Raw genomic sequence first — 23,189 nt, forward strand, 5'->3', positions numbered from 1 at the left:
TTTCTAGTAAATGTGTTGCAACTCTACTATACAGGATTTATTCCTTTTTGTGTTTACACAACTTATTGTACACTACCTCGTCTATTTAATCTTTTCAAAGGATGATAGTCTCTATTACCATTTCCCTTGGGAATTATTTGCTGGGATTGGCATCATGAGCTGGGCGGTCCAAGAAGGATTGAAAATGGTCAAGGCTGTTAAAAAGGAGATGGAGCAATGAAAAAGAAACTTGAAATTGGATTGGTAGCTGTTTTGTGTTTGCTCCTTTGGGCAACTGAGATGGTGACGGGCTGGTTTTCTGCCCATTTTCCTAGCTGGTTTTTCCAAACGGTTTGGGGAGTGACCTTGGTCGTCTATGTCATCATTCCAGCTGGCCAGATTTGGTTGAAAGGAGAGTCTCATGAGTATCATTAGTGTAGAGAACTTGAACAAAAGTATCAAAGGAAAGGTGATCCTAGAAGATCTTTCTTTTACAGTCGAGAGAGGGGACTGCCTGGCCTTGATTGGGCCAAACGGGGCAGGGAAGACAACCTTGATGGATTGCCTCCTAGGAGATAGGAAGGCGACTTCTGGGATCATTGAAATAGAGGGAAAAGCTCCTGGTCATCCTCAGTTAAAGGCTAGTATCTCCTATCTCCCTCAAGAGAATGCCATCGTGCAAAAGCTAACTGTGCAGGAACTGATCAGTTTCTTTCGCTCCATTTATCCCAACCCTTTAACGGTCAATGCCATCGATGATTTATTGCGTTTTACTCCAGAACAAAAGAAGCAATTAGCCAGTAAGCTATCTGGTGGGCAAAAGCGTCTTTTATCCTTTGTGTTGACCTTGATTGGTCGTCCCAGTCTTCTGTTTCTGGATGAGCCAACGGCTGCCATGGATACGTCCACTCGCCAACGCTTTTGGGAGATCGTCGGGCATTTAAAGGACCAAGGTGTGACTATAGTCTATTCTTCCCATTACATCGAGGAAGTAGAGCATACAGCTGATCGGATTTTGGTCTTGCACCAGGGCCATTTGCTTCGGGATACGACACCTCTCGCTATGAGAAGCGAAGAGGTAGAAAAACATTTCACTCTGCCACTACGCTACCAAGGTCTAGTGGCCGAGATGGAAGGGATTGGTCAAGTGACGGTCAAACCCGATGCTCTTCAGGTCGTGACAGGCAATGCCAATCGTTTGTGGACTCGATTGCAGGAAGAAGGATGTTCGATCCAAGAGATCGAGGTGACCAATAGAAGTTTATTGGATTCTATTTTTGAAAATACAAAGGAAGTAGGTAGAGAAGATGAAACGCATGAAAGCTCTCGGCGTGGTTGAGTGGCATTTGACTAGACGCCAAGCCATTTATTACTTGTTATCAATTGGGATGCCCACAGCCTTTTATCTCTTCTTTTCAGGGATGTACCAGGACACACCAGGGGCGCCCGCTCACTTTATGAGGGATTATCTCCTTTCTATGACGGCTTTTTCCATGATGTCTACGGCTATCTTTTCTTTTCCAACAGTTCTTGAAACCGATCGACTCAACAATTGGCAAAAAGTCTTGCGCCATACCCCGGTATCTATGGTAGAATATTATCTAATAAAGGTTGTGGGTCTCTTTGTCGATTTTCTCCTATCGATTGGGGTCGTCTTTACCGTGGGTCATGTGGTGCGACATGTGAACATGTCTCTACAGGATTGGGTCTTAGCAGCCTTCCTTCTTATCCTAGGGAGCCTAGCGTTTGTGGCTATCGGTCTGGTCTTGACCCTGCTTCCTTCCAGTCAATTGATGTCTGTTGTGGGCAATCTCCTTTACATGGGACTGGCTGTTATGGGTGGCCTATGGATGCCGATTAGTCTCTTTCCAGAATGGATGCAAGCCATCGGCAAATGCCTACCAACCTATCAATTGATGGAGCTGATCAAGACCTTTTTAAACAAGGGGCAGATCAATGTTCTCGCTAGTGTCTATTTAACCTTGTTTACCCTGGTCTTCTTTACCCTTGTCATTGTTTATCGTCGTCATTCTGAGGTTCGTTCATGATTGAAAAACTCAAGCGTATCCATTATATGTTTTACGCTAGCCTAGTCTTTATGGGCTTTCCCTTTATCTCTATTTTATTAGGGGAGGTCCCCTACTGGCACTTCTTTTTAGCCCTCTTGTTTATTGCTTCCTATCTAGGAGTCTTGATTACTGAAAACAAAAAGCTGACCTGGATTTGTTGGCTGTACCTCCTAGCCTATGTAGCAGGAAATACTCTTTTTATTAACGCCAACTATTTTTGGTTTTATTTCTTCATCAGCAACCTATTGGTCTATCACTTTGAGATTCGCAATTTTCGCTCTCCCTATCTTTGGACAGTTTTTCTATCGCAATTCCTGCTTTTTGGGGCCATCTTTTTCAAACAGAGTGCGATGGAGTATGAATGGGTATTTTTAATCATTATTTTCTTTTTTACCCATGCCATGACCTATGGCATGATCCGGATTCAGATGGTGGAAGAGCTGAAAGCTGACCATGCCAAGCAAAACGCTCAAATCAATCTCTTGCTGGCAGAAAACGAGCGCCATCGGATTGGCCGCGATCTGCATGATAGTCTAGGCCACACCTTTGCCATGCTCAGTGTCAAGGCAGACCTGGCTGATCAGTTCTTAACAATCGGTCAGGTTGAGAAGGCGCAGGAGCAGGTGCAAGAGATTCAAGCCATCAGTCAAGAGTCCATGCACCAAGTCCGAGAGATTGTGGAGAACTTGAAGCAGCGAACCCTGGCAAGAGAGCTAGAAACTGTCCAGCAAATGCTAGAAGTGGCGCAAGTCAAAGTAGAAATTCAGAATGAGCTCGATACAGCCAGCATCTCGCCAATTTTGGAGTCTGCTCTAGCCATGGTGTCTCTGGAATTGGCCACTAATATGATCAAACATGCCAAAGCAACGCAAGCTCTTCTATCTTATCGCTCCACCGAAACAGGTGTAGAAATGATCGCAGAAGATGATGGGATTGGCTTTGACAAAGTCTCTGACAAGGACTTGCACTCGATCCGCGAACGGATTGCCTTATTGGGAGGAGAGTTAGAGATCAGTCGTCGTCACAAGCCAACCCGGATAGAAATACGGATCCCCTATCAAGAAAGGAAATAAGATGCGCTTATTAGTTGCTGAAGACCAAAGTATGTTACGCGATGCCTTCTGTCAGCTCTTGCTTTTGCAAGAGGATGTAGAAGAAGTCTTGCAGGCTGGAGACGGGCAAGAAGCTATTCGCTTACTCGAAACCCATCCAGTCGATATTGCTATTTTAGATATTGAGATGCCCATCAAAACAGGGCTAGAAGTGTTGGAATGGGCCAAAAGTCAACAACCCCAGCTCAAGGTTGTCATCGTTACTACCTTTAAGCGACCGGGTTACTTTGAGCGGGCCCTGAAGGCTGGAGTCGATGCCTATGTTCTAAAAGAACGCCGCATCACGGACTTGATGGGGACCCTGCATACCGTTTTGGCAGGTCAAAAAGAATATTCTCCTGAATTAATGGAGGGAATCTTGACCCATCCCAATCCTCTAAGCTCTCAGGAGCAAGCGGTCCTAAAAGAAGTTGCAAAGGGAGCTTCTAATCAAGAAATTGCTGATCGGTTATTTCTCTCTAACGGGACCATCCGCAATTATATGTCAGCCATTCTGACCAAGTTGGATGCAGAGAACCGGACCGAGGCAGCAAAGATTGCCCAAGAAAGGGGCTGGCTATAAGCAAGCAAAGAGAGGCTGGGACAAAAGTCCTAGCCTCTCAATTGTCTTTGGATTGTCGAGCAAGACGCAGTGGTTGAGTGGGCTCTACTACGCTGATTTCATCAGCTTTTACAGCCCTACTCAACTGTGCGGAGGTGGGACGACGAAATCGAATTCTAACGAATTACCGATTTCTGTCCCACTCTCTTTTTTGATTGGATTGTTCTTTTTTCAGGAGAAATCTCATTATTCGGATTTGGATAGAAAATTCAGAAAATTTGTGATTTTTCCTTGAAATATTTTCCAAAAATGGTATGATAGTAGCATGCTCATTTGATAATCAAAGAAACAGAAAGGAGAGACATGGAGAAAATTACCTTAGAAACTGCAAAGACAGGTTCAGAGCTTGTGCTAGAAACGCTTCGGGATCTCGGGATTGATACCATTTTTGGGTACCCGGGTGGAGCCGTTTTGCCCCTTTACGATGCTATTTATAGTTTTAAAGGGATCAAACACATTCTTGGCCGACATGAACAAGGGTGCTTGCATGAAGCTGAAGGCTACGCCAAATCAACTGGAAAGTTGGGTGTCGCAGTCGTCACTAGTGGACCTGGGGCAACCAATGCTATTACAGGTATTGCTGATGCCATGAGTGATAGTGTCCCTCTTCTTGTGTTTACTGGTCAGGTCAACCGTTCCGGTATCGGGAAGGATGCCTTCCAAGAGGCAGATATTGTTGGGATTACCATGCCAATCACCAAGTACAATTACCAAGTACGAGAGACAGCAGATATTCCACGGATTATTACTGAAGCGGTCCATATTGCGACAACTGGTCGTCCAGGTCCTGTCGTCATTGACCTTCCAAAAGATGTCTCTGCCTTAGAAACAGATTATATATTCAACCCAGCAATCAACATTCCAAGTTACCAACCGACCATTGAGCCAAATGAATTGCAGATTAAGAAAATCTTGAAACAATTGGGCAAGGCTAAGAAACCAGTCCTTTTGGCTGGGGGTGGCGTTAGCTATGCGGAAGCGGCAGAAGAATTGGTAGCCTTAGCAGAACGCTACCAGATCCCTGTAGTGACTAGCCTTTTAGGTCAGGGAACGATTGCGACAAACCATCCTCTCTTCCTTGGAATGGGTGGGATGCACGGTTCCTTTGCGGCCAACATTGCCATGACCGAAGCGGATTTCATGATCAGTATTGGCTGTCGTTTCGATGACCGTCTGACAGGAAATCCAAAGACCTTTGCGAAGAATGCCAAAGTCGCTCATATTGATATTGACCCAGCAGAGATTGGTAAAATCATTGCAGTCGATATTCCCGTCGTTGGTGATGCGAAGAAAGCTTTACAACAGTTGTTGACAGAGCCAGTCGTTCACAACAATACGGAGAAATGGATCGAAAAGGTCACAAAAGATAAGAACCGGGTTCGTTCTTACGATAAGAAAGAACGCGTGGTCCAACCCCAAGCAGTTATTGAACGCGTGGGTGAGTTGACCAAGGGGGATGCCATCGTCGTGACAGACGTTGGCCAACACCAAATGTGGGCAGCTCAGTACTACCCATATCAAAACGAACGGCAATTAGTGACTTCTGGTGGTCTAGGGACTATGGGATTCGGTGTACCAGCTGCCATTGGTGCTAAGATTGCCAATCCAGACAAAGAAGTCGTGCTCTTTGTCGGAGATGGTGGCTTCCAGATGACCAACCAAGAATTGGCAATCTTGAATGTTTACAAGATTCCGATCAAGGTCATCATGCTCAATAACCATTCACTTGGGATGGTTCGGCAGTGGCAAGAAGCCTTCTATGATGGACGAACATCAGAGTCCGTCTTTGAAACCTTGCCAGACTTCCAATTGATGGCGCAAGCCTATGGGATTAAGAACTACAAATTTGACAATCCCGAAACCCTTGAGAAGGATTTGGAAGTCATTACCGAAGATGTACCAATGTTCATCGAGATTGACATTTCTCGGAAAGAACACGTTCTACCAATGGTACCAGCTGGTAAGAGCAATCATGAGATGTTGGGGGTGAAGTTTAATGCGTAGAATGTTAACAGCCAAACTTCAAAACCGGTCTGGGGTTCTCAACCGCTTTACCGGTGTCTTGTCTAGACGACAAGTCAACATTGAGAGCATCTCAGTGGGAGCAACAGAAAATCCGAATGTATCGCGGATTACCATCATCATTGATGTTGCATCTCATGATGAAGTCGAACAAATCATCAAGCAACTCAATCGCCAGGTCGATGTGATTCGCGTCCGAGACATTACAGATAAACCTCACCTCGAGCGTGAAGTGATTCTGATCAAGGTCTCTGCACCAGCAGAGAAACGGGCAGAATTGCTGGCTATTATCCAGCCCTTCCGCGCGACTGTGGTAGACGTGGCTCCAAGTTCCATCACCGTGCAGATGACAGGAAATGCAGAGAAGAACGAAGCTCTCTTGCGTGTCATTCGTCCTTATGGGATTAAAAATGTCGCACGGACGGGTGCAACTGGCTTTACCCGCGATTAAAATCCAACCTAAATTTGTTAAAATAGCCTAATAGGCAATAAAAATAGAAAAGAGAGAAAAAACTATGGCAGTTCAAATGGAATACGAAAAAGATGTAAAAGTAGCAGCACTTGACGGTAAAAAAATCGCCGTTATCGGTTATGGATCACAGGGTCATGCCCACGCGCAAAACTTGCGTGACTCAGGTCATGATGTGATCATCGGTGTACGTCCAGGTAAATCTTTTGATAAAGCAAAAGAAGATGGCTTTGATACTTACACAGTAGCAGAAGCAACTAAATTGGCTGACGTTATCATGATCTTGGCTCCAGACGAAATCCAACAAGAATTGTACGAAGCAGAAATTGCTCCAAACTTGGAAGCTGGTAATGCTGTTGGATTTGCACATGGTTTCAACATCCATTTCGAATTCATCAAAGTTCCTGCAGATGTAGATGTCTTCATGTGTGCGCCTAAAGGACCTGGTCATTTGGTACGTCGTACGTATGAAGAAGGATTTGGTGTTCCTGCACTTTACGCTGTCTACCAAGATGCTACAGGAAATGCTAAAGATATCGCCATGGACTGGTGTAAAGGTGTTGGTTCAGCACGCGTTGGTCTTTTGGAAACAACTTATAAAGAAGAAACTGAAGAAGATTTGTTTGGTGAACAAGCCGTTCTCTGTGGTGGTTTGACTGCCCTTATTGAAGCTGGTTTTGAAGTCTTGACGGAAGCTGGATACGCTCCAGAATTGGCTTACTTTGAAGTACTTCACGAAATGAAACTCATCGTTGACTTAATCTACGAAGGTGGATTCAAGAAAATGCGTCAATCAATCTCTAACACTGCTGAATACGGTGACTACGTGTCAGGTCCACGTGTCATTACTGAGCAAGTGAAAGAAAACATGAAAGCCGTTCTTGCGGATATCCAAAATGGTACATTCGCCAACGACTTTGTCAACGACTACAAAGCTGGTCGTCCAAAATTGACTGCTTACCGTGAACAAGCGGCTAACCTTGAAATCGAAAAAGTTGGTGCTGAATTGCGTAAAGCAATGCCATTCGTTGGAAAAAATGACGACGACGCCTTTAAAATCTATAACTAATGAGGTGATGGTGAAGTTGGGAGAAATCCCAACTTCTTTTTCATCAATAGAGAGATGGTTTGGAAGGTATTTTCAACCATTTAGCAGAATCTGTATGAAGAGACGTGCCATATCGAACATTTTGGGTGATTTTTCTGAAAATTTGGAAAACACGCTGAAATTTTTGCAGTCTTTTGATATAATTAGATGAAATAAGGAGAAGAAGAGGAAGATCATGATAACATCGAAAGATATCATAAAAGCCCACAAGGTCTTAAAGGGTGTGGTTGTTGAGACTCCCTTAGATTATGATCATTATTTATCTGATAAGTATGGAGCAAAAATCTATTTAAAGAAGGAAAATGCGCAACGGGTTCGTTCCTTTAAGATTCGTGGAGCCTACTACGCGATTTCTCAGTTACATGCGAAAGAGAGAGAACGAGGAGTGGTCTGTGCCTCAGCGGGCAACCACGCTCAAGGAGTTGCCTACACCTGCCGGGAGATGAAAATCCCAGCGACCATCTTTATGCCGATTACGACACCTCAGCAAAAGATTAGCCAGGTTCGTTTCTTCGGTGGAGAGTACGTGACCATTAAATTAGTAGGAGATACTTTTGATGCTTCTTCTAAGGCGGCGCAGGAATATACTGAACTTAAAAACTGTACCTTCATTGATCCATTTGATGATGCCAATGTCCAAGCGGGTCAAGGAACTGTAGCTTATGAAATTCTAGAGGAAGCTAAAAAAGAATCCATCGACTTCGATGCGGTGTTAGTACCGGTTGGTGGGGGAGGCCTCATCGCCGGAGTATCCACCTATATTAAGGAACAAGCGCCGGACATCGAGGTTATTGGGATTGAAGCAGATGGTGCTCGGTCGATGAAGGCAGCCTTTGAAGCTGGAGGCCCGGTAAAACTCAAACAGATTGATAAGTTTGCGGATGGAATTGCTGTTCAAAAGGTTGGTCAGTTGACTTATGAAGCAACGAAAAAAAATGTTGAGACCTTGATTGGCGTCAACGAGGGCTTGATCTCTGAGACCTTGATTGATCTATATTCTAAGCAAGGTTTGGTTGCAGAACCAGCTGGAGCTGCCAGTGTTGCAGCTTTGGAAGTGTTGAGAGAGTATATCAAAGGGAAGACCATTTGTTGTGTGATTTCTGGTGGGAACAATGACATTAACCGGATGCCAGAGATGGAAGAGCGGGCCTTGATCTATGATGGTATCAAACACTACTTCATCGTCAACTTCCCGCAACGTCCAGGAGCTTTGAGAGAGTTTGTAAATGATATCTTAGGTCCAAATGACGATATCACGCGGTTTGAGTATATCAAACGGGCAAGTAAAGGGACTGGGCCAGTCTTGATTGGTGTCGCTTTGGCAGATAAGCATGACTATGCAGGACTGATCAATCGGATTGAACAATTCGACCCTTCTTTCATTAACTTAAATGGAAATGAAACCCTCTATAACATGTTGGTATGATGGATTCTTTAACAAAGAACCACTTCTAAAAAGTAAATAAAATATAAAGGAGAATCAGGAAATGATTTGGATTTTTCTATTGGCTATTCTAGTAGTTGGAGCTACTGTATTCATTAGCTCGCTCTATGTGGTGAAACAACAATCTGTTGCGATTATTGAGCGTTTTGGACGCTATCAAAAGATCAGCAACAGTGGGATTCATGTCCGTGCACCATTTGGAATCGATAAAATTGCGGCGCGTGTGCAATTGCGTCTCTTGCAAAGCGAGATTGTAGTCGAAACTAAGACACAGGATAATGTATTCGTTACCATGAATGTAGCGACACAATACCGCGTAAATGAAAACAATGTAACGGATGCTTACTACAAATTGATGCGCCCAGAAGCTCAGATCAAATCTTACATCGAAGATGCCTTGCGCTCATCTGTTCCAAAGTTGACCTTGGATGAATTGTTCGAGAAAAAAGATGAAATCGCCCTTGAGGTTCAAAAACAAGTAGCTGAAGAAATGTCGACCTATGGTTACATTATCGTAAAAACCTTGATTACTAAAGTTGAACCAGATGCTGAAGTGAAGCAGTCAATGAATGAAATCAACGCTGCTCAACGGAAACGTGTGGCTGCCCAAGAATTGGCTGAAGCTGATAAGATTAAGATTGTTACCGCAGCCGAAGCAGAAGCTGAAAAAGATCGCCTTCACGGGGTCGGTATTGCAGAGCAACGGAAGGCCATTGTAGATGGTTTGGCAGATTCTATCAAGGAATTGAAAGACACCAATGTGAATTTGACAGAAGAACAGATCATGTCGATTCTTTTGACCAACCAATATTTGGATACTTTGAATAATTTTGCAGAAAAACAAGGCACCAATACCCTCTTCTTGCCAGCAAATCCGGATGGCGTAGAGAATATTCGCACCCAAATCCTCTCAGCTTTAAAAGCTAAATAACAAAATATCTGACTTTTTTAAAATTGTTCGTATTTTCAGCTATTATGGTTGACAAAATATGTAAAAAATTTTATATTAGTATTGGAAATAATAATATAGGAGAAGAATCATGGCTAAATCGAACTTCGAAAAAGTGGAATCAGTTGTTGGTTGGGTACGTGATAAAAAAATCACTGGCTATCGTATTAGTAAAGAAACGAACGCCCGTGAAATGTCTATCATTGCACTTGCGCAAGGTCGTGCAAAAGTGAAGAACATTTCGTTTGAAACTGCGCTTGGCTTGATCGATTTTTATGATAAGAATCATCAAAAATTCGAAAATTAATCTTACATATAAAAAAGAAGGGGAAAAGCTTCCCTTCTTTTTATATAGTATAAATCAGGATATCGTAGGAAAGTATCACTAGTTTTCTTCATATCTATCAAAGGATTTCAACAAGTTTATGTGTGGAATCTTTCTTTCAATTGATGGTATTTAAAAACTCCCTCATCGGAAGGATTTCCAGTGAGGGAGTTTGTTTTAGTTTAAGAAACGTTGTAAGAATTCTTTGGTCCGTTCTTCCTTTGGATTGGTAAAGATTTCTTTCGGATCACCTTGTTCAGCGATGACCCCCTTGTCCATAAAGATCACACGACTTGAGACGTCTCGTGCAAATTCCATTTCGTGGGTTACCACGATCATGGTTAAGCCTTCTTTGGCTAAGTCTTGCATAATTTTAAGAACTTCTCCGACCATTTCAGGGTCCAGAGCAGAGGTTGGCTCATCGAAGAGAATAGCATCCGGATCCATAGAGAGAGCACGAGCGATAGCGACCCGTTGTTTTTGCCCTCCTGAAAGTTGTTTTGGACGAGCAGCCCAATAAGGTTCTCCCATACCAACTTTCTCTAAATTCGCTTTAGCAATTTTCTCTGCCGTTTCTCGGTCCCGTTTTAGGACAGTTGTCTGAGCGACAATGGTGTTTTCTAAGACATTTAAGTTTTCAAATAGGTTGAAGCTTTGGAAAACCATGCCCAATTTTTCCCGATAGTGGGTGAGATCATAGTCAGGATCAAGAACGTTTTGCCCCCGGTAGAGGATTTCCCCATCAGTCGGTGTTTCTAAGAGATTGATGGAGCGAAGGAAGGTAGATTTCCCACTACCAGAGCTCCCAATGATAGAGATTACTTCGCCCTTCTCAACAGAAAGAGAGATGTCCTTCAAAACTTCGTTTTGACCGTAGGATTTTTTTAAGTGTTTGATTTCAAGTATTTTTTCTGCCATTATTTCACCTCTTTGACTTGCATTTGATTGGCACCTGTTGTATAGGTATCAGAATCTAAGCGACGTTCGATGTAACGAAGGATACGGGTGATAGTGAAAGTCAGGATAAAGTAAATAACCGCAATAATAGTAAAGGTTGGGAAGTATTGGTAGTTTTGAGTTGCGACCGTATTTCCTGTAAAGTAAAGTTCGACCACGGAGATAACATTCAAGACAGATGTATCCTTGATGTTAATGACAAATTCATTCCCTGTCGCTGGCAAGATATTGCGAATAACTTGAGGAAGGACGACCTTGCGCATGGTTTGTCCATGGGTCATTCCTAGAGCAGTCGCTGCTTCAAACTGACCAGTATCCACTGCTAAGATTCCTCCACGAACAATCTCGCTCATATAAGCCCCTGTATTGATCGAAACAATAAAGATGGCGGCCCAGGTACGATCCAAGGAAATGTTGAAGGCTTGGGCTGAACCGTAGAAAATAACCATGGATTGAACGATCATCGGAGTTCCTCGGAAGATTTCAATGTAGACATTGAGGAACCAACCAAAGAATGTTTGCAAGGCAGCGAGAGCCTTGTTTTTAGACATAGGCGCAGTCCGGAAGACACCGATCAACAAACCGATAATCAAACCAGCAATGGTCCCTGTCATGGAGATGAGGAGGGTCATACCAGTTCCACGTAAGAACTGTGGGCCATTATCTTTCAAAATCTTCATCATTTGGCTGAAGAAAGTCTGCTCATCATCGCTAGCATCGCTGGAAGCTGGTTGCTTCTTGATCATATCATCCATGAGTTTGACTTGGTCTTCAGATGAAATTTTCGCTAGTGCCGCATTGACTTGGTCAAGTCTAGCGTCACCCTTCTTCATCCCGATAGCGATGGTCGCATCTTCTTCCCCAACTTCAAATCCTTTTTTGAATTGGATCATCTTAAATTTTGAATTAGCGGACTCAGCTGTCAAGGCTTCTGGACGCTCAGAAACATAGGCATCGATAACACCAGATTCTAAAGCTTGGCGCATTTGAGCAAAGTCTCCCATTGCAGTTTCTTGTTTTGCACCCTTGAGTTGGGAGATGAGCGAGTAGAGGTAGACCCCTTGTTGAGAGGTGACCTTGGCATCCTTAAAGTCATCTAAACTAGTGGCATTCGCATAGTTTCCATCTTTGCGCACTAGCATGACTGGCTCACTAGTATAGTAGCTATTAGAAAAGGCAACCTCTTTTTTGCGCTCAGCAGTAGGACTCATCCCGGCGATGATCATATCGATTTTCCCAGAAGTGAGGGCTGGAATTAGTCCGTTCCAAGATGTTTTTACGATCAGAGGTTTTTTACCTAGTCCCTCAGCAACCTTTTTGGCGATTTGAACATCGTACCCGTTGGCATATTGGTTGGTGCCATCAATCTTTACAGCTCCATTTGAATCATCTTCTTGAGTCCAGTTGAAAGGAGCATACGCAGCCTCCATTCCAATCCGGAGATACTCATCTGCTTTGACAATATGGCTCATTCCCAGACACAAAAGTAGTCCGGTAAAGAGAGCATAAATTGTTTTTTTCATGTAGTCTCCTCTTCCTTTATAAATAGTATCATCTTATTGTACAGGAAATTGGTTTACTTTTCAAACCTGATAGCCTTTTCATAAAAAAATGCTATAATAAACCAAAGGAGTATAGGGGAAATGAAAAAAATTCTGTATGTTCTATTGGCAGTGATGGCCTGTCTATTTGTAACGGGTCTTGTAAAAGCGGATGGTCCTTCCTATGAGGTTCAGTCTTATCGGGGGACTCTTACCTTGGAAACTTGGGACGATGCTACCTATGAGGAAGAATTGGTCTATCATTTTACAACTTCCTATAATGGTCAATATGTCACCTTGGGAAGTGCGGGTAAAATGCCTCAAGGTTTTGAAATAGTAATTCCTCCTTTGGTGGAAGTGGAAGGTAGAACCTTGTCGCAAGAACCAGAAGTTCATAATTTTGGCGATGGTTATCAGGTAAAGATTTATAACGGTGGAAGTGCAGGGGATACTGTCAAGATAAAGGTTACCTGGCGCTTAAAAAACTTGCTCTATGTTCACCAAGATATCCTATTATTGAACTGGAAACCAATCAGTGATGGGGATCAAGAGGTCAAAAAAGTAGAGTTACAGGTTATCCCGAAATTTGCCACGGCTGCCTCAAAATCGGAACTGAATATCCATACGGCTTATATGGGGGCTGAGGCAACTGTTCAGAAAGAAGAAGCAAACTATAAGGCTACTCTAGAGAATCTGAAACGAAAAGAAGGTGTTGAGATTTATGCTTACTGGCGGAAATCGGATATAGCTTCCTTTGGGGAATCCTATCGCGATACAGGTTTGATGGAGGAGTCCAACTATCATCGGACGGAAGCAGGAATTGTTCAAAAACGGACCTGGATTCGCCTATTTATGAAGGTCCTACTCCCAATCCTTATTCTGTTCATCCTTCTTCTTGCTATTTATTATCGTCATCGATTCATGCAATCTGTGACTTCTACCAGAGTTTTCCCAAAAAATAGCCGCTTGTATGAGATTCCAAATGACGTTGCGCCTCTACTAATGGCCTCGATTGTATACTCTACAGAGCTAGATGAGATTTCTCCAACCAAAAAACATGCTCGGGGCGCCTTTAAATTTGATCAGTTGGTGCAAGCAACCTTACTTGATTTGATTGATCGAAAAAATATCATCTGTGAGCAATACGACACTCATACAGTTTTAACCATTCAAAATGAAGATACATTGGATGAATTTGAGCGCGAATTTCTTAGACTAGCTTTCGGTTCTCAAAAATATTGTAGAACAGATGACTTGTTTTCAGATTATGAAATTTCGGATTCTCTCTATAAATATGCCTCTGAGAAAGAGCAAGATGCCATTCGCAAGCGAGGAAAACAAGCGCAAGATCGGATTGATGCAGCGATTTCTCGTGTCGCTCAGGCAGTTCAACAAAAGATCCAAACCTTTGCCCTTTCTCCTTACTACCGTCCTTTAGAGGTAGGGGAGGAACGTGCAGGCCGTATGTGTCTCTTCTTTGGATGGGCTGCGTGGAGCATTGCTTTGGTAGCCGGTCTAATTGCTTATTTCATCTTGAATTGGCTCTCTATCTTTTGTGTGATCTATGTGTTGGTAATGTGGATTCTTCCGGCATCCTTCCAAGGGAAGTTCACCCTCTATCGACGGGATGGAGTCCCAACGGACCTCGGTGCAGAACAGCGCTATTACTGGGATAGTTTCCGTAATATGTTGCGGGATATCGCTCATTTGGAAGAAGCAGAAGTTCAATCGCTAGTTTTATGGAATCGCTTGTTAGTCTATGCCACTCTATTTGGTTTTGCAGATCAAGTAAGTAAAGTGATGAAGCTTCGTCAAATCCACCTAGACAACCCAAGTATGGATGCCTATGTCTACACTCCATTTCGTAGTAATCTGATCCATTCCAGCCATCTCTTGTCTACTTATGGAACGACCGCGACAACCGCTAGTCATTTTACAGTGTCTTCAAGCGGTAGTTCTGGTGGTGGCTTCTCTGGCGGCGGTGGCGGCGGTGGCTTCGGTGCTTTTTAGAGTCGCACAAGTGCTAGCTAGCCACAGTTGTGTGTATAATTTTATAGAAGAGGCTGGGACAAAAGTCCTAGCCTCTCAATTATTTTGGGATTGTTGAGCAAGACGCAGTGGTTGAGTGGGCTCTACTACGCTGATTTCATCAGCTTTTACAGCCCTACTCAACTGTGCGGAGGTGGGACGACGAAATCGAATTCTAACGAATTACCGATTTCTGTCCCACTCTCTTTTTTAGTCTATGCATCCTTGCAAGCACATCTGGTTCTATGGCTAGAAATGTGTTATAATATAGCAAATGTAAGTTTAGGAGAAGAAGATGTTTATCATTGAAGTGATAAAAGCGATTCTTTTTGGAATCGTTGAAGGAGTCACCGAGTGGCTTCCAATCTCAAGTACAGGTCATTTGATTTTGATTCAAGACTTTATCCAGTTTAAGGATCAAAACCCTGCCTTTATGGAGATGTTTAATGTTGTTATTCAGCTTGGTGCTATTATGGCCGTCGTCGTGATTTACTTCGACAAGCTTTATCCATTTAAGCCTGGAAAATCGAAAAAAGAGGTGAGACGGACTTGGCAATTGTGGGCCAAGGTTGCTGTAGCGACCCTGCCTTTGCTCTTTGTCTTTAAATTAGATGATTGGTTTGAAGTTCATTTTCATAACTCTTTTTCTGTGGCCATCATGCTGATCACCTATGGGTGGGCCTTTATTTACCTTGAAAAACGAGAGCAAGTAGAACCAGAAGTGACGGAATTACACAAGTTGCCTTATAAGACTGCTCTCTATATTGGTTTGTTCCAAGTCTTGTCACTTTTCCCAGGGACCAGTCGGTCAGGTGCAACGATTGTAGGTGGTTTGGTCAATGGAGTTAGCCGTTCTGTTGTGACAGAATTTACCTTCTATCTGGGGATTCCTGCCATGTTTGGAGCTAGCCTATTAAAGGTCGCTAAGTTTGTCTTGGGAGGAAATGCTTTAAGCTTCAGCCAAGGAACAATCCTTTTGGTCGCTATGGCAGTTGCCTTCGGAGTCAGTATGGTAGCGATTCGCTTCTTGACAGATTATGTTAAAACTCATGACTTTACGGTTTTTGGAAAATATCGGATTGTTTTGGGAGCGATTTTGTTGGTCTATGCAGTAATTAAAATCTTTATCTAAACGTGAGATAGGAGTGCTTCTTCTTTCTCTTCAAATGGCTATGTTTGAGGGGGGAGGAAGTGCTCTTTTGTTTAAGGTTTTTTCATATCCGAGGTAGGGGCTCATGTTTTGAAAAATATGTCCCTTTTTAGTATAATAGAAAGACTAACAGTATGAGGTGCAGTCATGAAGATGAAGCAAATCAGTGATTCAACCATTAAAATCACGATTCAATTAGAGGATTTAGAAGAACGAGGCATGGAAATGGCCGATTTTTTGGTGCCTCAAGAAAAAACAGAAGAATTTTTCTATACCATCTTGGATGAATTGGAAATGCCAGAAAGCTTCTTAGACAGTGGCATGTTAAGTTTCCGAGTGACTCCTAAGCCGGATAAGCTCGACGTGTTTGTGACCAAATCAAAAATTGATCAGCATCTAAATTTTGAAGATTTTTCCGACTTGCCTGATATGGAAGAATTGTCGCAAATGTCTCCAGACGAATTTATCAAGACCTTGGAAAAAACCATCTCTGAAAAGAGTAAGGGAGACGGCGATGCTATCCGTCATTTAGAAGCTGAGGAATTGGCTGATGAGAATCAGCTTTCAGAAGAAGATACGCCGAATCATCCAGTAGATACACGGTATATTTATTATATCCTCCAGTTCTCTCAGTTAGAAGAAGTGATTCGGTTTACAAAGACAGTTCATTATGCGGTCGAGACTTCGGAACTTTATAAAATGGACGGGATTTACTATTTAACCGTCTTGATTGATTTGGAAGGGTGCCCGCAAGATTATCCAGGTTGGCTCTTGGCAACCATGCGTGAATATGCAGAAGACACAGATACTACTAGAGCTGTCCTTCAGGAACATGGTCATCTCTTGCTCGTCTCAGATGCTATTCACGAACTACAAAAGGTTAATTTGGTATGATTACTTTTCCATTACAATTTATCCTGGTCCTGATTGCAACTTTTTTGATCAGTTTGATTCTAACTCCCTTTGTGAGGTTATTGGCCTTTAAAATAGATGCCGTAGACTATCCAAATGCGCGTCGGATCAATAAAAAACCCATGCCCAGCGCTGGTGGTTTAGCCATTCTTCTTGCTTTTACTATTGCAACCGTGGTATTGCTACCGATGATTACCAAAGGCTATGTAGTCAAGACATCTTATCTGACCTATACTTTGCCAGTTGTCGTTGGAGGATGGATCATTGGCCTGACTGGTTTAATCGATGATATAAAAGAATTATCACCGCGGTTAAAGATGTTGGGGATTTTCCTAGGGGCCAGTGTGATCTGGTTCTTTACAGATTTTCGCTTAAATGATTTCAAGATCCCTTTTGGAGGGCCATTTCTTCATTTTGATCCCTGGTTGTCCTATATTTTAACAGTCATTTGGATCATTTCGATTACCAATGCAGTCAATTTGATTGATGGTTTGGATGGCCTGGTCAGCGGGGTTTCGATTATTTCCTTGGTGACGATGGGGATTGTTTCTCATTTCTTTCTCCCAGTGCCCAATCTCTTTCTGACTATGACGATTTTTGTCTTAGTCATGGCCATTGCTGGTTTCTTCCCCTTTAATTATCATCCAGCGATTCTTTATTTGGGGGATACAGGAGCCCTCTTCATTGGTTTTATGATCGCTGTTTTGTCCTTGCAAGGTCTTAAGAATGCGACGGCAGTTGCGGTTGTTACGCCGATGATTATCTTGGGAGTTCCCATTACGGATACCTTTTTAGCGATTGTTCGTCGGACTCTCTCTGGTCAGAAGTTCTATGCCCCAGACCGGAATCACTTGCACCATCGCCTACTTTCTTTGGGCTTAACGCATCGTGGAACTGTCTTGGTTATCTATGGAATTTCGATGATTTTTGCTATGATTTCTCTTCTATTGAATATTTCGACTCGTATTGGTGGCGTTCTGCTTGTCATCGGTTTGGTATTAGGAGTTGAATTATTAGCAGAATTGATTGGAGTCCTAGGTCCTAACCATAGTCCGCTCCTCAATTGCTTACGCTATATAGGAAATTCTGCCTATCGAGAGGAAGTTCGACAAAATAGAAAAAACAAGACTAAATAAGAACGATTCTAAACACCAGAAAAGCCTTTTAGGCTTTTTTTTGTTATACTAGATAAGACAAAACTCTATAGCAGAAAGGAATACAAATGTCAGTATTAGAGATTAAAGATCTTCATGTAGAAATTGAAGGCAAGGAAATTTTAAAAGGCGTGAACTTGACCCTTAAAACAGGGGAAATTGCAGCCATCATGGGACCTAACGGGACAGGGAAATCAACCCTATCTGCAGCGATCATGGGGAATCCAAACTATGAAGTGACCAAGGGTGAAATTCTATTTGATGGAGTGAATATCCTTGAATTGGAAGTGGATGAGCGTGCTCGCATGGGCCTTTTCTTGGCTATGCAATACCCATCAGAAATTCCAGGAATTACCAATGCTGAATTCCTTCGTGCAGCCATGAATGCAGGCAAAGAAGAGGACGAAAAAATTTCTGTTCGTGAATTCATCACAAAATTAGACCAGAAAATGGAACTCCTCAATATGAAGGAAGAAATGGCAGAACGCTATTTGAACGAAGGTTTCTCAGGTGGTGAGAAGAAACGCAATGAGATTCTGCAATTGTTGATGTTGGAACCGAAGTTTGCCCTCCTTGATGAGATTGACTCCGGTTTGGATATTGATGCCCTTAAAGTAGTTTCAAAAGGGGTCAATGAAATGCGTGGCGAAGATTTTGGTGCCATGATCATTACCCACTACCAACGTCTTTTAAACTACATTACTCCTGATGTGGTTCACGTGATGATGGAAGGTCGTGTCGTCCTTTCAGGTGGTCCTGAGCTTGCTGTGCGTTTGGAGCGTGAAGGATACGCGAAATTAGCAGAAGAGTTAGGTTACGACTACAAAGAAGAACTCTAATCTTGTGTCCAAAACTGAACAGGATCTTTGAGGAGGAGTAAATGACCAAAGAAAATATCAAACTTTTTTCAGAAATGCATGCAGAGCCCCAATGGTTGCAGGACTTGCGCCAGAAGGCTTTTGATAAAATTGATGATTTAGAACTACCCGTGATTGAACGCGTGAAATTTCATCGTTGGAATCTTGGCGATGGAACGATCACAGAAAGTGAGCCCCTTACTGCTGTGCCAGACTTCACTGCGATTGACAATCAATTAAAATTGGTTCAGCATGGAACTCATACAGTATTTGAACAGATTCCAGTTGACTTGGCCAACCAGGGAGTCATCTTTACAGACTTCCACTCAGCCCTGGAAGTAATTCCAGAGGTCGTAGAGGAATTTTTCATGTCATCCGTTAAATATGATGATGACAAGTTGGCAGCCTACCACACAGCTTATTTCAATAGTGGAGCTGTTCTCTATATTCCAGATCATGTAGAAATCGCGGAGCCAATCGAGGGTGTCTTCTACCAGGATAGTGATAGCGATGTGCCATTTAACAAGCACATCTTGATTATCGCTGGTAAGAACAGTAAGATTAGTTACCTTGAACGGTTAGAGTCACGTGGAGAAGGTAGTGCTAAGGCAACTGCCAATATCACAGTAGAAGTTATTGCCCGTTCAGGTGCGCAAGTGAAGTTTGCTGCGATTGATCGTCTTGGTGAGAATGTCACTGCCTACATTAGCCGCCGTGGGAAACTAGGCAAGGATGCTAGTATTGACTGGGCAATCGGTGTCATGAACGAAGGAAATGTCGTTGCTGACTTTGATAGTGACTTGATAGGAAACGGCAGCCATGCAGACCTTAAGGTCGTAGCCCTATCTAGTGGTCGTCAGGTACAAGGGATTGATACCCGTGTAACCAACTATGGTTGCAATTCGGTAGGGAACATTCTCCAACATGGTGTCATTCTTGAAAAGGCAACCTTGACCTTCAACGGGATTGGCCACATTATTAAAGGAGCAAAAGGGGCAGATGCCCAACAAGAAAGCCGTGTGTTAATGCTTTCTGACCAAGCTCGTTCCGATGCCAACCCAATTCTTTTGATCGATGAAAATGATGTGACTGCAGGCCACGCGGCTTCTATCGGTCAGGTAGATCCAGAAGACATGTACTACCTCATGAGCCGTGGCTTGGATCAGGCAACTGCAGAACGCCTAGTGGTTCGTGGTTTCCTTGGATCAGTGATCGTGGAGATTCCAGTCAAAGAAGTTCGTGAAGAAATGATCCAAACCATTGAAGATAAATTATTGAAGAGATAAACATGATAGATGTCGAAAAGATTCGGAAAGATTTCCCGATTTTAGATCAAATAGTGAATGATGAGCCGCTTGTCTATTTAGATAATGCAGCGACGACACAAAAACCAAAAGCTGTCCTAGAAGCGGTGAATCGCTATTACCAAGAGGATAATGCCAATGTTCACCGCGGGGTTCATACTTTGGCTGAACGGGCGACCGCATCCTATGAAGCAGCAAGAGAAACGGTCCGTCGTTTTATAAATGCTTCCTCGACCAAAGAGGTCTTGTTTACGAGAGGGACTACGACAGGCTTGAACTGGATTGGGCGGTTTGCAGAGGAAATCCTCGAAGAGGGGGATGAGGTCCTCATCTCTATTATGGAACACCATTCCAACATTCTTCCTTGGCAGGAAGCTTGTCGGAAGACAGGGGCGAAGTTGGTCTATGCCTACTTGAAAGACGGTGGTTTGGATCTAGAGGATTTTCGAAAAAAATTGACAGATCGAACCAAGTTTGTTTCCATTACCCATGCTTCTAACGTTCTCGGGGTGATTAATCCTATCCAGGAACTCGCTCAATTGGCCCATGAAAAAGGTGCTATTATGGTAGTGGATGGGGCCCAATCAGTCCCCCATATGAAAATTGATGTTCAAAAGCTAGATGCAGACTTCTTTGTCTTTTCCGGGCATAAAATGGCTGGACCGACAGGGATTGGAGTCTTGTATGGAAAAGAGCACTATCTCAACCAAATGTCACCTGTTGAATTTGGTGGGGAAATGATTGACTTTGTCTATGAACAATCCGCAACCTGGAAGGAACTCCCTTGGAAATTCGAAGCAGGGACTCCAAATATGGCTGGCGCAATTGGTTTAGCTGCGGCAATTGATTATTTAGAGGCTATTGGCATGGATGCCATTGAGCATCATGAGCAAGACTTGATTGCCTACGTCTTTCCTAAACTTCAAGCGATTGAAGGCTTGAAAATCTATGGCTCCCAAGATTTAGCGAAACGCTCTGGGGTGATTTCCTTCAACTTAGGGGATCTGCATCCTCATGATCTTGCGACTGCCTTGGATTATGAAGGAGTTGCCGTTCGGGCAGGCCACCATTGTGCTCAACCTTTGATCCAGTATTTGGAGGTTCCAGCGACTGCTCGAGCTAGCTTTTATTTCTACAATACAAAGGAAGACTGTGATAAGCTTGTAGAAGCGCTGATAAAAACAAAGGAGTTTTTCAATGGCACTTTCTAAATTAGATAGCCTCTATATGGCTGTAGTAGCTGACCATTCAAAAAATCCCCACCACCATGGAAAGATTGAAGGGGTTGAACAAATCAACTTAAACAATCCAACCTGTGGCGATGTGATTAGTTTGTCTGTTCAGTTTGATGATGAAGGACTAGTCAAGGACATTGCCTTTGTCAACTCAGGTTGTACGATTTCGACGGCTTCTGCTAGTATGATGACGGACGTTGTCCTAGGAAAATCCAAGGAAGAAGTGCTAGAGTTGGCGACTATTTTTTCAGAAATGGTCCAAGGCAAAGAAGATGCCCGTCAAGACCAGTTGGGAGATGCAGCCTTTTTAGCTGGGGTTGCTAAATTTCCACAACGGATCAAGTGCTCGACCCTGGCTTGGAATGCTCTCAAAAAAGCAATCGATGCTCAAGCCTAATGATGAATAAAAGTGATGAAGACTCAAGTCTGTTTTTTAACCGAGCTTCTGGTGAGAAGTGCTATCAACATTCGGGTGCTGATGATCCAGATTAGAAAAAGTAATCACATGGGAAGAGCGCTAAAAAGAAAATGAAAGGAAAGATATGACAGAAGAAAGAGTAGAACCAAAACCAATTGATCTTGGTGAATATAAATTTGGCTTTCACGATGATGTAGACCCAATCTTGTCAACAGGAAAAGGGTTGAATGAATCGGTTATTCGCGAGTTGTCTGCTGCGAAAAATGAGCCGGAATGGATGCTGGAGTTCCGTTTGAAGTCTTATGAAGCATTTAAAAAAATGCCGATGCAAACTTGGGGAGCGGACTTGTCAGATATTGATTTTGATGATTTGATTTATTATCAAAAACCATCTGATAAACCTGCACGTAGCTGGGATGAAGTGCCTGAAAAAATTAAGGAAACATTCGAACGGATTGGTATTCCAGAAGCAGAGCGTGCTTACCTAGCCGGAGCAGCTGCTCAGTATGAGTCTGAAGTAGTTTACCATAATATGAAGGAAGAATTCCAAAAGCTCGGAATCATTTTTACCGATACAGATTCGGCTTTGAAGGAATACCCAGACTTGTTTAAGCAATACTTTGCTAAGTTGGTACCTCCAACGGATAATAAGTTGGCAGCCCTCAACTCAGCTGTTTGGTCAGGTGGAACCTTTATCTATGTGCCGAAGGGTGTAAAGGTCGATGTTCCTTTGCAGACCTACTTCCGGATTAATAATGAAAATACAGGTCAGTTTGAGCGGACTTTGATTATTGTTGACGAAGGCGCTAGCGTCCACTATGTAGAAGGATGTACAGCACCGACTTATTCAAGCAATAGCTTGCATGCTGCTATTGTAGAAATCTTTGCCTTGGATGGAGCTTACATGCGTTATACGACTATCCAAAACTGGTCCGACAATGTCTATAACTTGGTAACCAAACGGGCCAAAGCGACTAAAGATGCGACAGTTGAATGGATTGATGGAAACCTCGGGGCTAAAACGACCATGAAATATCCATCTGTATACTTAGATGGAGAAGGCGCACGTGGTACTATGCTTTCTATCGCCTTTGCAAATGCGGGGCAACACCAGGATACTGGTGCCAAGATGATCCATAATGCTCCACATACCAGCTCTTCAATCGTCTCAAAATCCATCGCGAAAGGTGGAGGAAAGGTTGACTACCGTGGACAAGTGACTTTCAATAAAGATTCAGCGAAATCTGTCAGTCACATTGAGTGTGATACCATTATCATGGATGACTTATCTGCATCAGATACCATTCCATTTAATGAAATCCATAATTCGCAAGTTGCTTTGGAACATGAAGCCAAAGTATCTAAGATTTCTGAAGAGCAACTCTATTACCTCATGAGCCGTGGTTTATCAGAATCAGAAGCGACTGAAATGATCGTCATGGGATTTGTAGAGCCCTTCACTAAAGAACTTCCAATGGAATATGCAGTTGAGCTCAACCGCTTGATTAGCTATGAAATGGAAGGGTCTGTCGGTTAAGGGGATAAAAGGAGAAGC

At 43.0% G+C, this 23,189-nt stretch carries 23 protein-coding genes; 21 read left to right on the forward strand and 2 right to left on the reverse strand.

The annotated features are described in order from the left end of the window. Positions 1 to 10: 10 nt before the first annotated feature. The 12 genes from K1J10_RS05530 (at position 11) to K1J10_RS05585 (ending at position 10,060) form a co-directional block, all read left to right on the forward strand. Complete coding sequence (locus K1J10_RS05530; RefSeq protein ID WP_223356137.1) at positions 11 to 220, forward strand: hypothetical protein; 210 nt, start codon at positions 11 to 13, stop codon at positions 218 to 220. Continuing rightward, positions 217 to 414, forward strand: a complete 198-nt coding sequence (locus tag K1J10_RS05535; protein ID WP_223356138.1) for a hypothetical protein — start codon at positions 217 to 219, stop codon at positions 412 to 414. Before K1J10_RS05530 ends, K1J10_RS05535 begins: the two co-directional genes overlap by 4 nt. Then, a complete protein-coding gene (locus K1J10_RS05540) occupies positions 401 to 1,318 on the forward strand; it encodes an ABC transporter ATP-binding protein (RefSeq protein ID WP_223356139.1) in 918 nt (305 codons plus the stop codon). The genes K1J10_RS05535 and K1J10_RS05540 overlap by 14 nt, the downstream gene beginning before the upstream one ends. Further along, positions 1,287 to 2,027 carry an ABC transporter permease gene (locus K1J10_RS05545; protein WP_223356140.1) on the forward strand — a complete coding sequence of 247 codons (741 nt, stop codon included), beginning with the start codon at positions 1,287 to 1,289 and terminating at the stop codon, positions 2,025 to 2,027. The genes K1J10_RS05540 and K1J10_RS05545 overlap by 32 nt, the downstream gene beginning before the upstream one ends. Next, complete coding sequence (locus K1J10_RS05550; RefSeq protein ID WP_223356141.1) at positions 2,024 to 3,121, forward strand: sensor histidine kinase; 1,098 nt, start codon at positions 2,024 to 2,026, stop codon at positions 3,119 to 3,121. The genes K1J10_RS05545 and K1J10_RS05550 overlap by 4 nt, the downstream gene beginning before the upstream one ends. Before the next feature lies 1 nt (position 3,122). Continuing rightward, the gene (locus K1J10_RS05555) at positions 3,123 to 3,722 is read left to right on the forward strand and encodes a response regulator transcription factor (protein ID WP_223356142.1); all 600 of its coding nucleotides are present in this window, start codon (positions 3,123 to 3,125) and stop codon (positions 3,720 to 3,722) included. Between the two features lie 342 nt (positions 3,723 to 4,064). Continuing rightward, positions 4,065 to 5,765, forward strand: coding sequence for an acetolactate synthase large subunit (locus K1J10_RS05560; protein ID WP_195612263.1), 1,701 nt, complete (start codon positions 4,065 to 4,067; stop codon positions 5,763 to 5,765). Next, positions 5,758 to 6,234, forward strand: coding sequence for an acetolactate synthase small subunit (gene ilvN, locus K1J10_RS05565; RefSeq protein WP_006594976.1), 477 nt, complete (start codon positions 5,758 to 5,760; stop codon positions 6,232 to 6,234). The genes K1J10_RS05560 and ilvN overlap by 8 nt, the downstream gene beginning before the upstream one ends. A 64-nt stretch (positions 6,235 to 6,298) precedes the next feature. Beyond that, positions 6,299 to 7,321 (forward strand): ketol-acid reductoisomerase, encoded by a 1,023-nt coding sequence (gene ilvC, locus K1J10_RS05570; protein WP_223356143.1) that lies wholly within the window; start codon positions 6,299 to 6,301, stop codon positions 7,319 to 7,321. 214 nt (positions 7,322 to 7,535) lie between these two features. Then, positions 7,536 to 8,786: a threonine ammonia-lyase IlvA gene (gene ilvA, locus K1J10_RS05575; RefSeq protein ID WP_223356144.1), complete on the forward strand. Its 1,251-nt coding sequence runs from the start codon at positions 7,536 to 7,538 to the stop codon at positions 8,784 to 8,786. A gap of 61 nt (positions 8,787 to 8,847) precedes the next feature. Further along, positions 8,848 to 9,735, forward strand: a complete 888-nt coding sequence (locus tag K1J10_RS05580; protein ID WP_023022202.1) for an SPFH domain-containing protein — start codon at positions 8,848 to 8,850, stop codon at positions 9,733 to 9,735. A 109-nt stretch (positions 9,736 to 9,844) separates the two neighbouring features. Then, positions 9,845 to 10,060 (forward strand): capsule biosynthesis transcriptional regulator, encoded by a 216-nt coding sequence (locus K1J10_RS05585; RefSeq protein WP_006594972.1) that lies wholly within the window; start codon positions 9,845 to 9,847, stop codon positions 10,058 to 10,060. A 195-nt stretch (positions 10,061 to 10,255) separates the two neighbouring features. Here the strand turns inward: K1J10_RS05585 and K1J10_RS05590 are convergent, their stop codons facing one another. Both K1J10_RS05590 and K1J10_RS05595 read right to left on the reverse strand, forming a co-directional pair. Further along, positions 10,256 to 10,996: an amino acid ABC transporter ATP-binding protein gene (locus tag K1J10_RS05590; RefSeq protein ID WP_009732258.1), complete on the reverse strand. Its 741-nt coding sequence runs from the start codon at positions 10,994 to 10,996 to the stop codon at positions 10,256 to 10,258. Then, complete coding sequence (locus K1J10_RS05595; protein WP_048788757.1) at positions 10,996 to 12,558, reverse strand: ABC transporter substrate-binding protein/permease; 1,563 nt, start codon at positions 12,556 to 12,558, stop codon at positions 10,996 to 10,998. The genes K1J10_RS05590 and K1J10_RS05595 overlap by 1 nt, the downstream gene beginning before the upstream one ends. A gap of 120 nt (positions 12,559 to 12,678) precedes the next feature. On the opposite strand from K1J10_RS05595, the gene K1J10_RS05600 reads away from it, so the two are divergent. The 9 genes from K1J10_RS05600 (at position 12,679) to sufB (ending at position 23,171) form a co-directional block, all read left to right on the forward strand. Next, a complete protein-coding gene (locus K1J10_RS05600) occupies positions 12,679 to 14,586 on the forward strand; it encodes a DUF2207 domain-containing protein (RefSeq protein WP_223356145.1) in 1,908 nt (635 codons plus the stop codon). A 313-nt stretch (positions 14,587 to 14,899) separates the two neighbouring features. Continuing rightward, the gene (locus K1J10_RS05605) at positions 14,900 to 15,736 is read left to right on the forward strand and encodes an undecaprenyl-diphosphate phosphatase (protein WP_061564739.1); all 837 of its coding nucleotides are present in this window, start codon (positions 14,900 to 14,902) and stop codon (positions 15,734 to 15,736) included. A gap of 165 nt (positions 15,737 to 15,901) precedes the next feature. Then, positions 15,902 to 16,648 carry an adaptor protein MecA gene (gene mecA / locus K1J10_RS05610; protein WP_061564740.1) on the forward strand — a complete coding sequence of 249 codons (747 nt, stop codon included), beginning with the start codon at positions 15,902 to 15,904 and terminating at the stop codon, positions 16,646 to 16,648. Further along, positions 16,645 to 17,802 (forward strand): glycosyltransferase family 4 protein, encoded by a 1,158-nt coding sequence (locus K1J10_RS05615; protein WP_223356146.1) that lies wholly within the window; start codon positions 16,645 to 16,647, stop codon positions 17,800 to 17,802. Before mecA ends, K1J10_RS05615 begins: the two co-directional genes overlap by 4 nt. Before the next feature lie 86 nt (positions 17,803 to 17,888). After that, complete coding sequence (sufC, locus tag K1J10_RS05620) at positions 17,889 to 18,659, forward strand: Fe-S cluster assembly ATPase SufC (RefSeq protein WP_223356147.1); 771 nt, start codon at positions 17,889 to 17,891, stop codon at positions 18,657 to 18,659. Positions 18,660 to 18,700: 41 nt separating this feature from the next. Continuing rightward, positions 18,701 to 19,963, forward strand: a complete 1,263-nt coding sequence (sufD, locus tag K1J10_RS05625; RefSeq protein ID WP_006594964.1) for a Fe-S cluster assembly protein SufD — start codon at positions 18,701 to 18,703, stop codon at positions 19,961 to 19,963. Between the two features lie 2 nt (positions 19,964 to 19,965). After that, positions 19,966 to 21,192 carry a cysteine desulfurase gene (locus tag K1J10_RS05630; protein ID WP_125335832.1) on the forward strand — a complete coding sequence of 409 codons (1,227 nt, stop codon included), beginning with the start codon at positions 19,966 to 19,968 and terminating at the stop codon, positions 21,190 to 21,192. Beyond that, positions 21,179 to 21,613 carry a Fe-S cluster assembly sulfur transfer protein SufU gene (gene sufU, locus K1J10_RS05635; RefSeq protein WP_125335834.1) on the forward strand — a complete coding sequence of 145 codons (435 nt, stop codon included), beginning with the start codon at positions 21,179 to 21,181 and terminating at the stop codon, positions 21,611 to 21,613. The genes K1J10_RS05630 and sufU overlap by 14 nt, the downstream gene beginning before the upstream one ends. Positions 21,614 to 21,758: 145 nt before the next feature. Further along, positions 21,759 to 23,171, forward strand: coding sequence for a Fe-S cluster assembly protein SufB (gene sufB / locus K1J10_RS05640; RefSeq protein WP_006594961.1), 1,413 nt, complete (start codon positions 21,759 to 21,761; stop codon positions 23,169 to 23,171). The last annotated feature ends 18 nt before the right edge of the window (positions 23,172 to 23,189 follow it).

This window comes from Streptococcus australis (assembly GCF_019930045.1).
In the GTDB taxonomy this organism is placed as follows: domain Bacteria; phylum Bacillota; class Bacilli; order Lactobacillales; family Streptococcaceae; genus Streptococcus; species Streptococcus australis_D.

Coding starts and splice junctions, on each gene's coding strand:
- K1J10_RS05530 (WP_223356137.1), top strand. CDS start 11: ATGTGTTGCAACTCTACTATACAGGATTTATTCCTTTTTGTGTTTACA.
- K1J10_RS05560 (WP_195612263.1), top strand. CDS start 4,065: ATGGAGAAAATTACCTTAGAAACTGCAAAGACAGGTTCAGAGCTTGTG.
- sufU (WP_125335834.1), top strand. CDS start 21,179: ATGGCACTTTCTAAATTAGATAGCCTCTATATGGCTGTAGTAGCTGAC.
- K1J10_RS05585 (WP_006594972.1), top strand. CDS start 9,845: ATGGCTAAATCGAACTTCGAAAAAGTGGAATCAGTTGTTGGTTGGGTA.
- K1J10_RS05545 (WP_223356140.1), top strand. CDS start 1,287: ATGAAACGCATGAAAGCTCTCGGCGTGGTTGAGTGGCATTTGACTAGA.
- K1J10_RS05580 (WP_023022202.1), top strand. CDS start 8,848: ATGATTTGGATTTTTCTATTGGCTATTCTAGTAGTTGGAGCTACTGTA.
- sufD (WP_006594964.1), top strand. CDS start 18,701: ATGACCAAAGAAAATATCAAACTTTTTTCAGAAATGCATGCAGAGCCC.
- K1J10_RS05535 (WP_223356138.1), top strand. CDS start 217: ATGAAAAAGAAACTTGAAATTGGATTGGTAGCTGTTTTGTGTTTGCTC.
- mecA (WP_061564740.1), top strand. CDS start 15,902: ATGAAGATGAAGCAAATCAGTGATTCAACCATTAAAATCACGATTCAA.
- sufC (WP_223356147.1), top strand. CDS start 17,889: ATGTCAGTATTAGAGATTAAAGATCTTCATGTAGAAATTGAAGGCAAG.
- K1J10_RS05630 (WP_125335832.1), top strand. CDS start 19,966: ATGATAGATGTCGAAAAGATTCGGAAAGATTTCCCGATTTTAGATCAA.
- ilvA (WP_223356144.1), top strand. CDS start 7,536: ATGATAACATCGAAAGATATCATAAAAGCCCACAAGGTCTTAAAGGGT.
- K1J10_RS05540 (WP_223356139.1), top strand. CDS start 401: ATGAGTATCATTAGTGTAGAGAACTTGAACAAAAGTATCAAAGGAAAG.
- K1J10_RS05605 (WP_061564739.1), top strand. CDS start 14,900: ATGTTTATCATTGAAGTGATAAAAGCGATTCTTTTTGGAATCGTTGAA.
- K1J10_RS05550 (WP_223356141.1), top strand. CDS start 2,024: ATGATTGAAAAACTCAAGCGTATCCATTATATGTTTTACGCTAGCCTA.
- sufB (WP_006594961.1), top strand. CDS start 21,759: ATGACAGAAGAAAGAGTAGAACCAAAACCAATTGATCTTGGTGAATAT.
- K1J10_RS05555 (WP_223356142.1), top strand. CDS start 3,123: ATGCGCTTATTAGTTGCTGAAGACCAAAGTATGTTACGCGATGCCTTC.
- K1J10_RS05595 (WP_048788757.1), bottom strand. CDS start 12,558: ATGAAAAAAACAATTTATGCTCTCTTTACCGGACTACTTTTGTGTCTG.
- ilvC (WP_223356143.1), top strand. CDS start 6,299: ATGGCAGTTCAAATGGAATACGAAAAAGATGTAAAAGTAGCAGCACTT.
- K1J10_RS05590 (WP_009732258.1), bottom strand. CDS start 10,996: ATGGCAGAAAAAATACTTGAAATCAAACACTTAAAAAAATCCTACGGT.
- K1J10_RS05600 (WP_223356145.1), top strand. CDS start 12,679: ATGAAAAAAATTCTGTATGTTCTATTGGCAGTGATGGCCTGTCTATTT.
- ilvN (WP_006594976.1), top strand. CDS start 5,758: ATGCGTAGAATGTTAACAGCCAAACTTCAAAACCGGTCTGGGGTTCTC.
- K1J10_RS05615 (WP_223356146.1), top strand. CDS start 16,645: ATGATTACTTTTCCATTACAATTTATCCTGGTCCTGATTGCAACTTTT.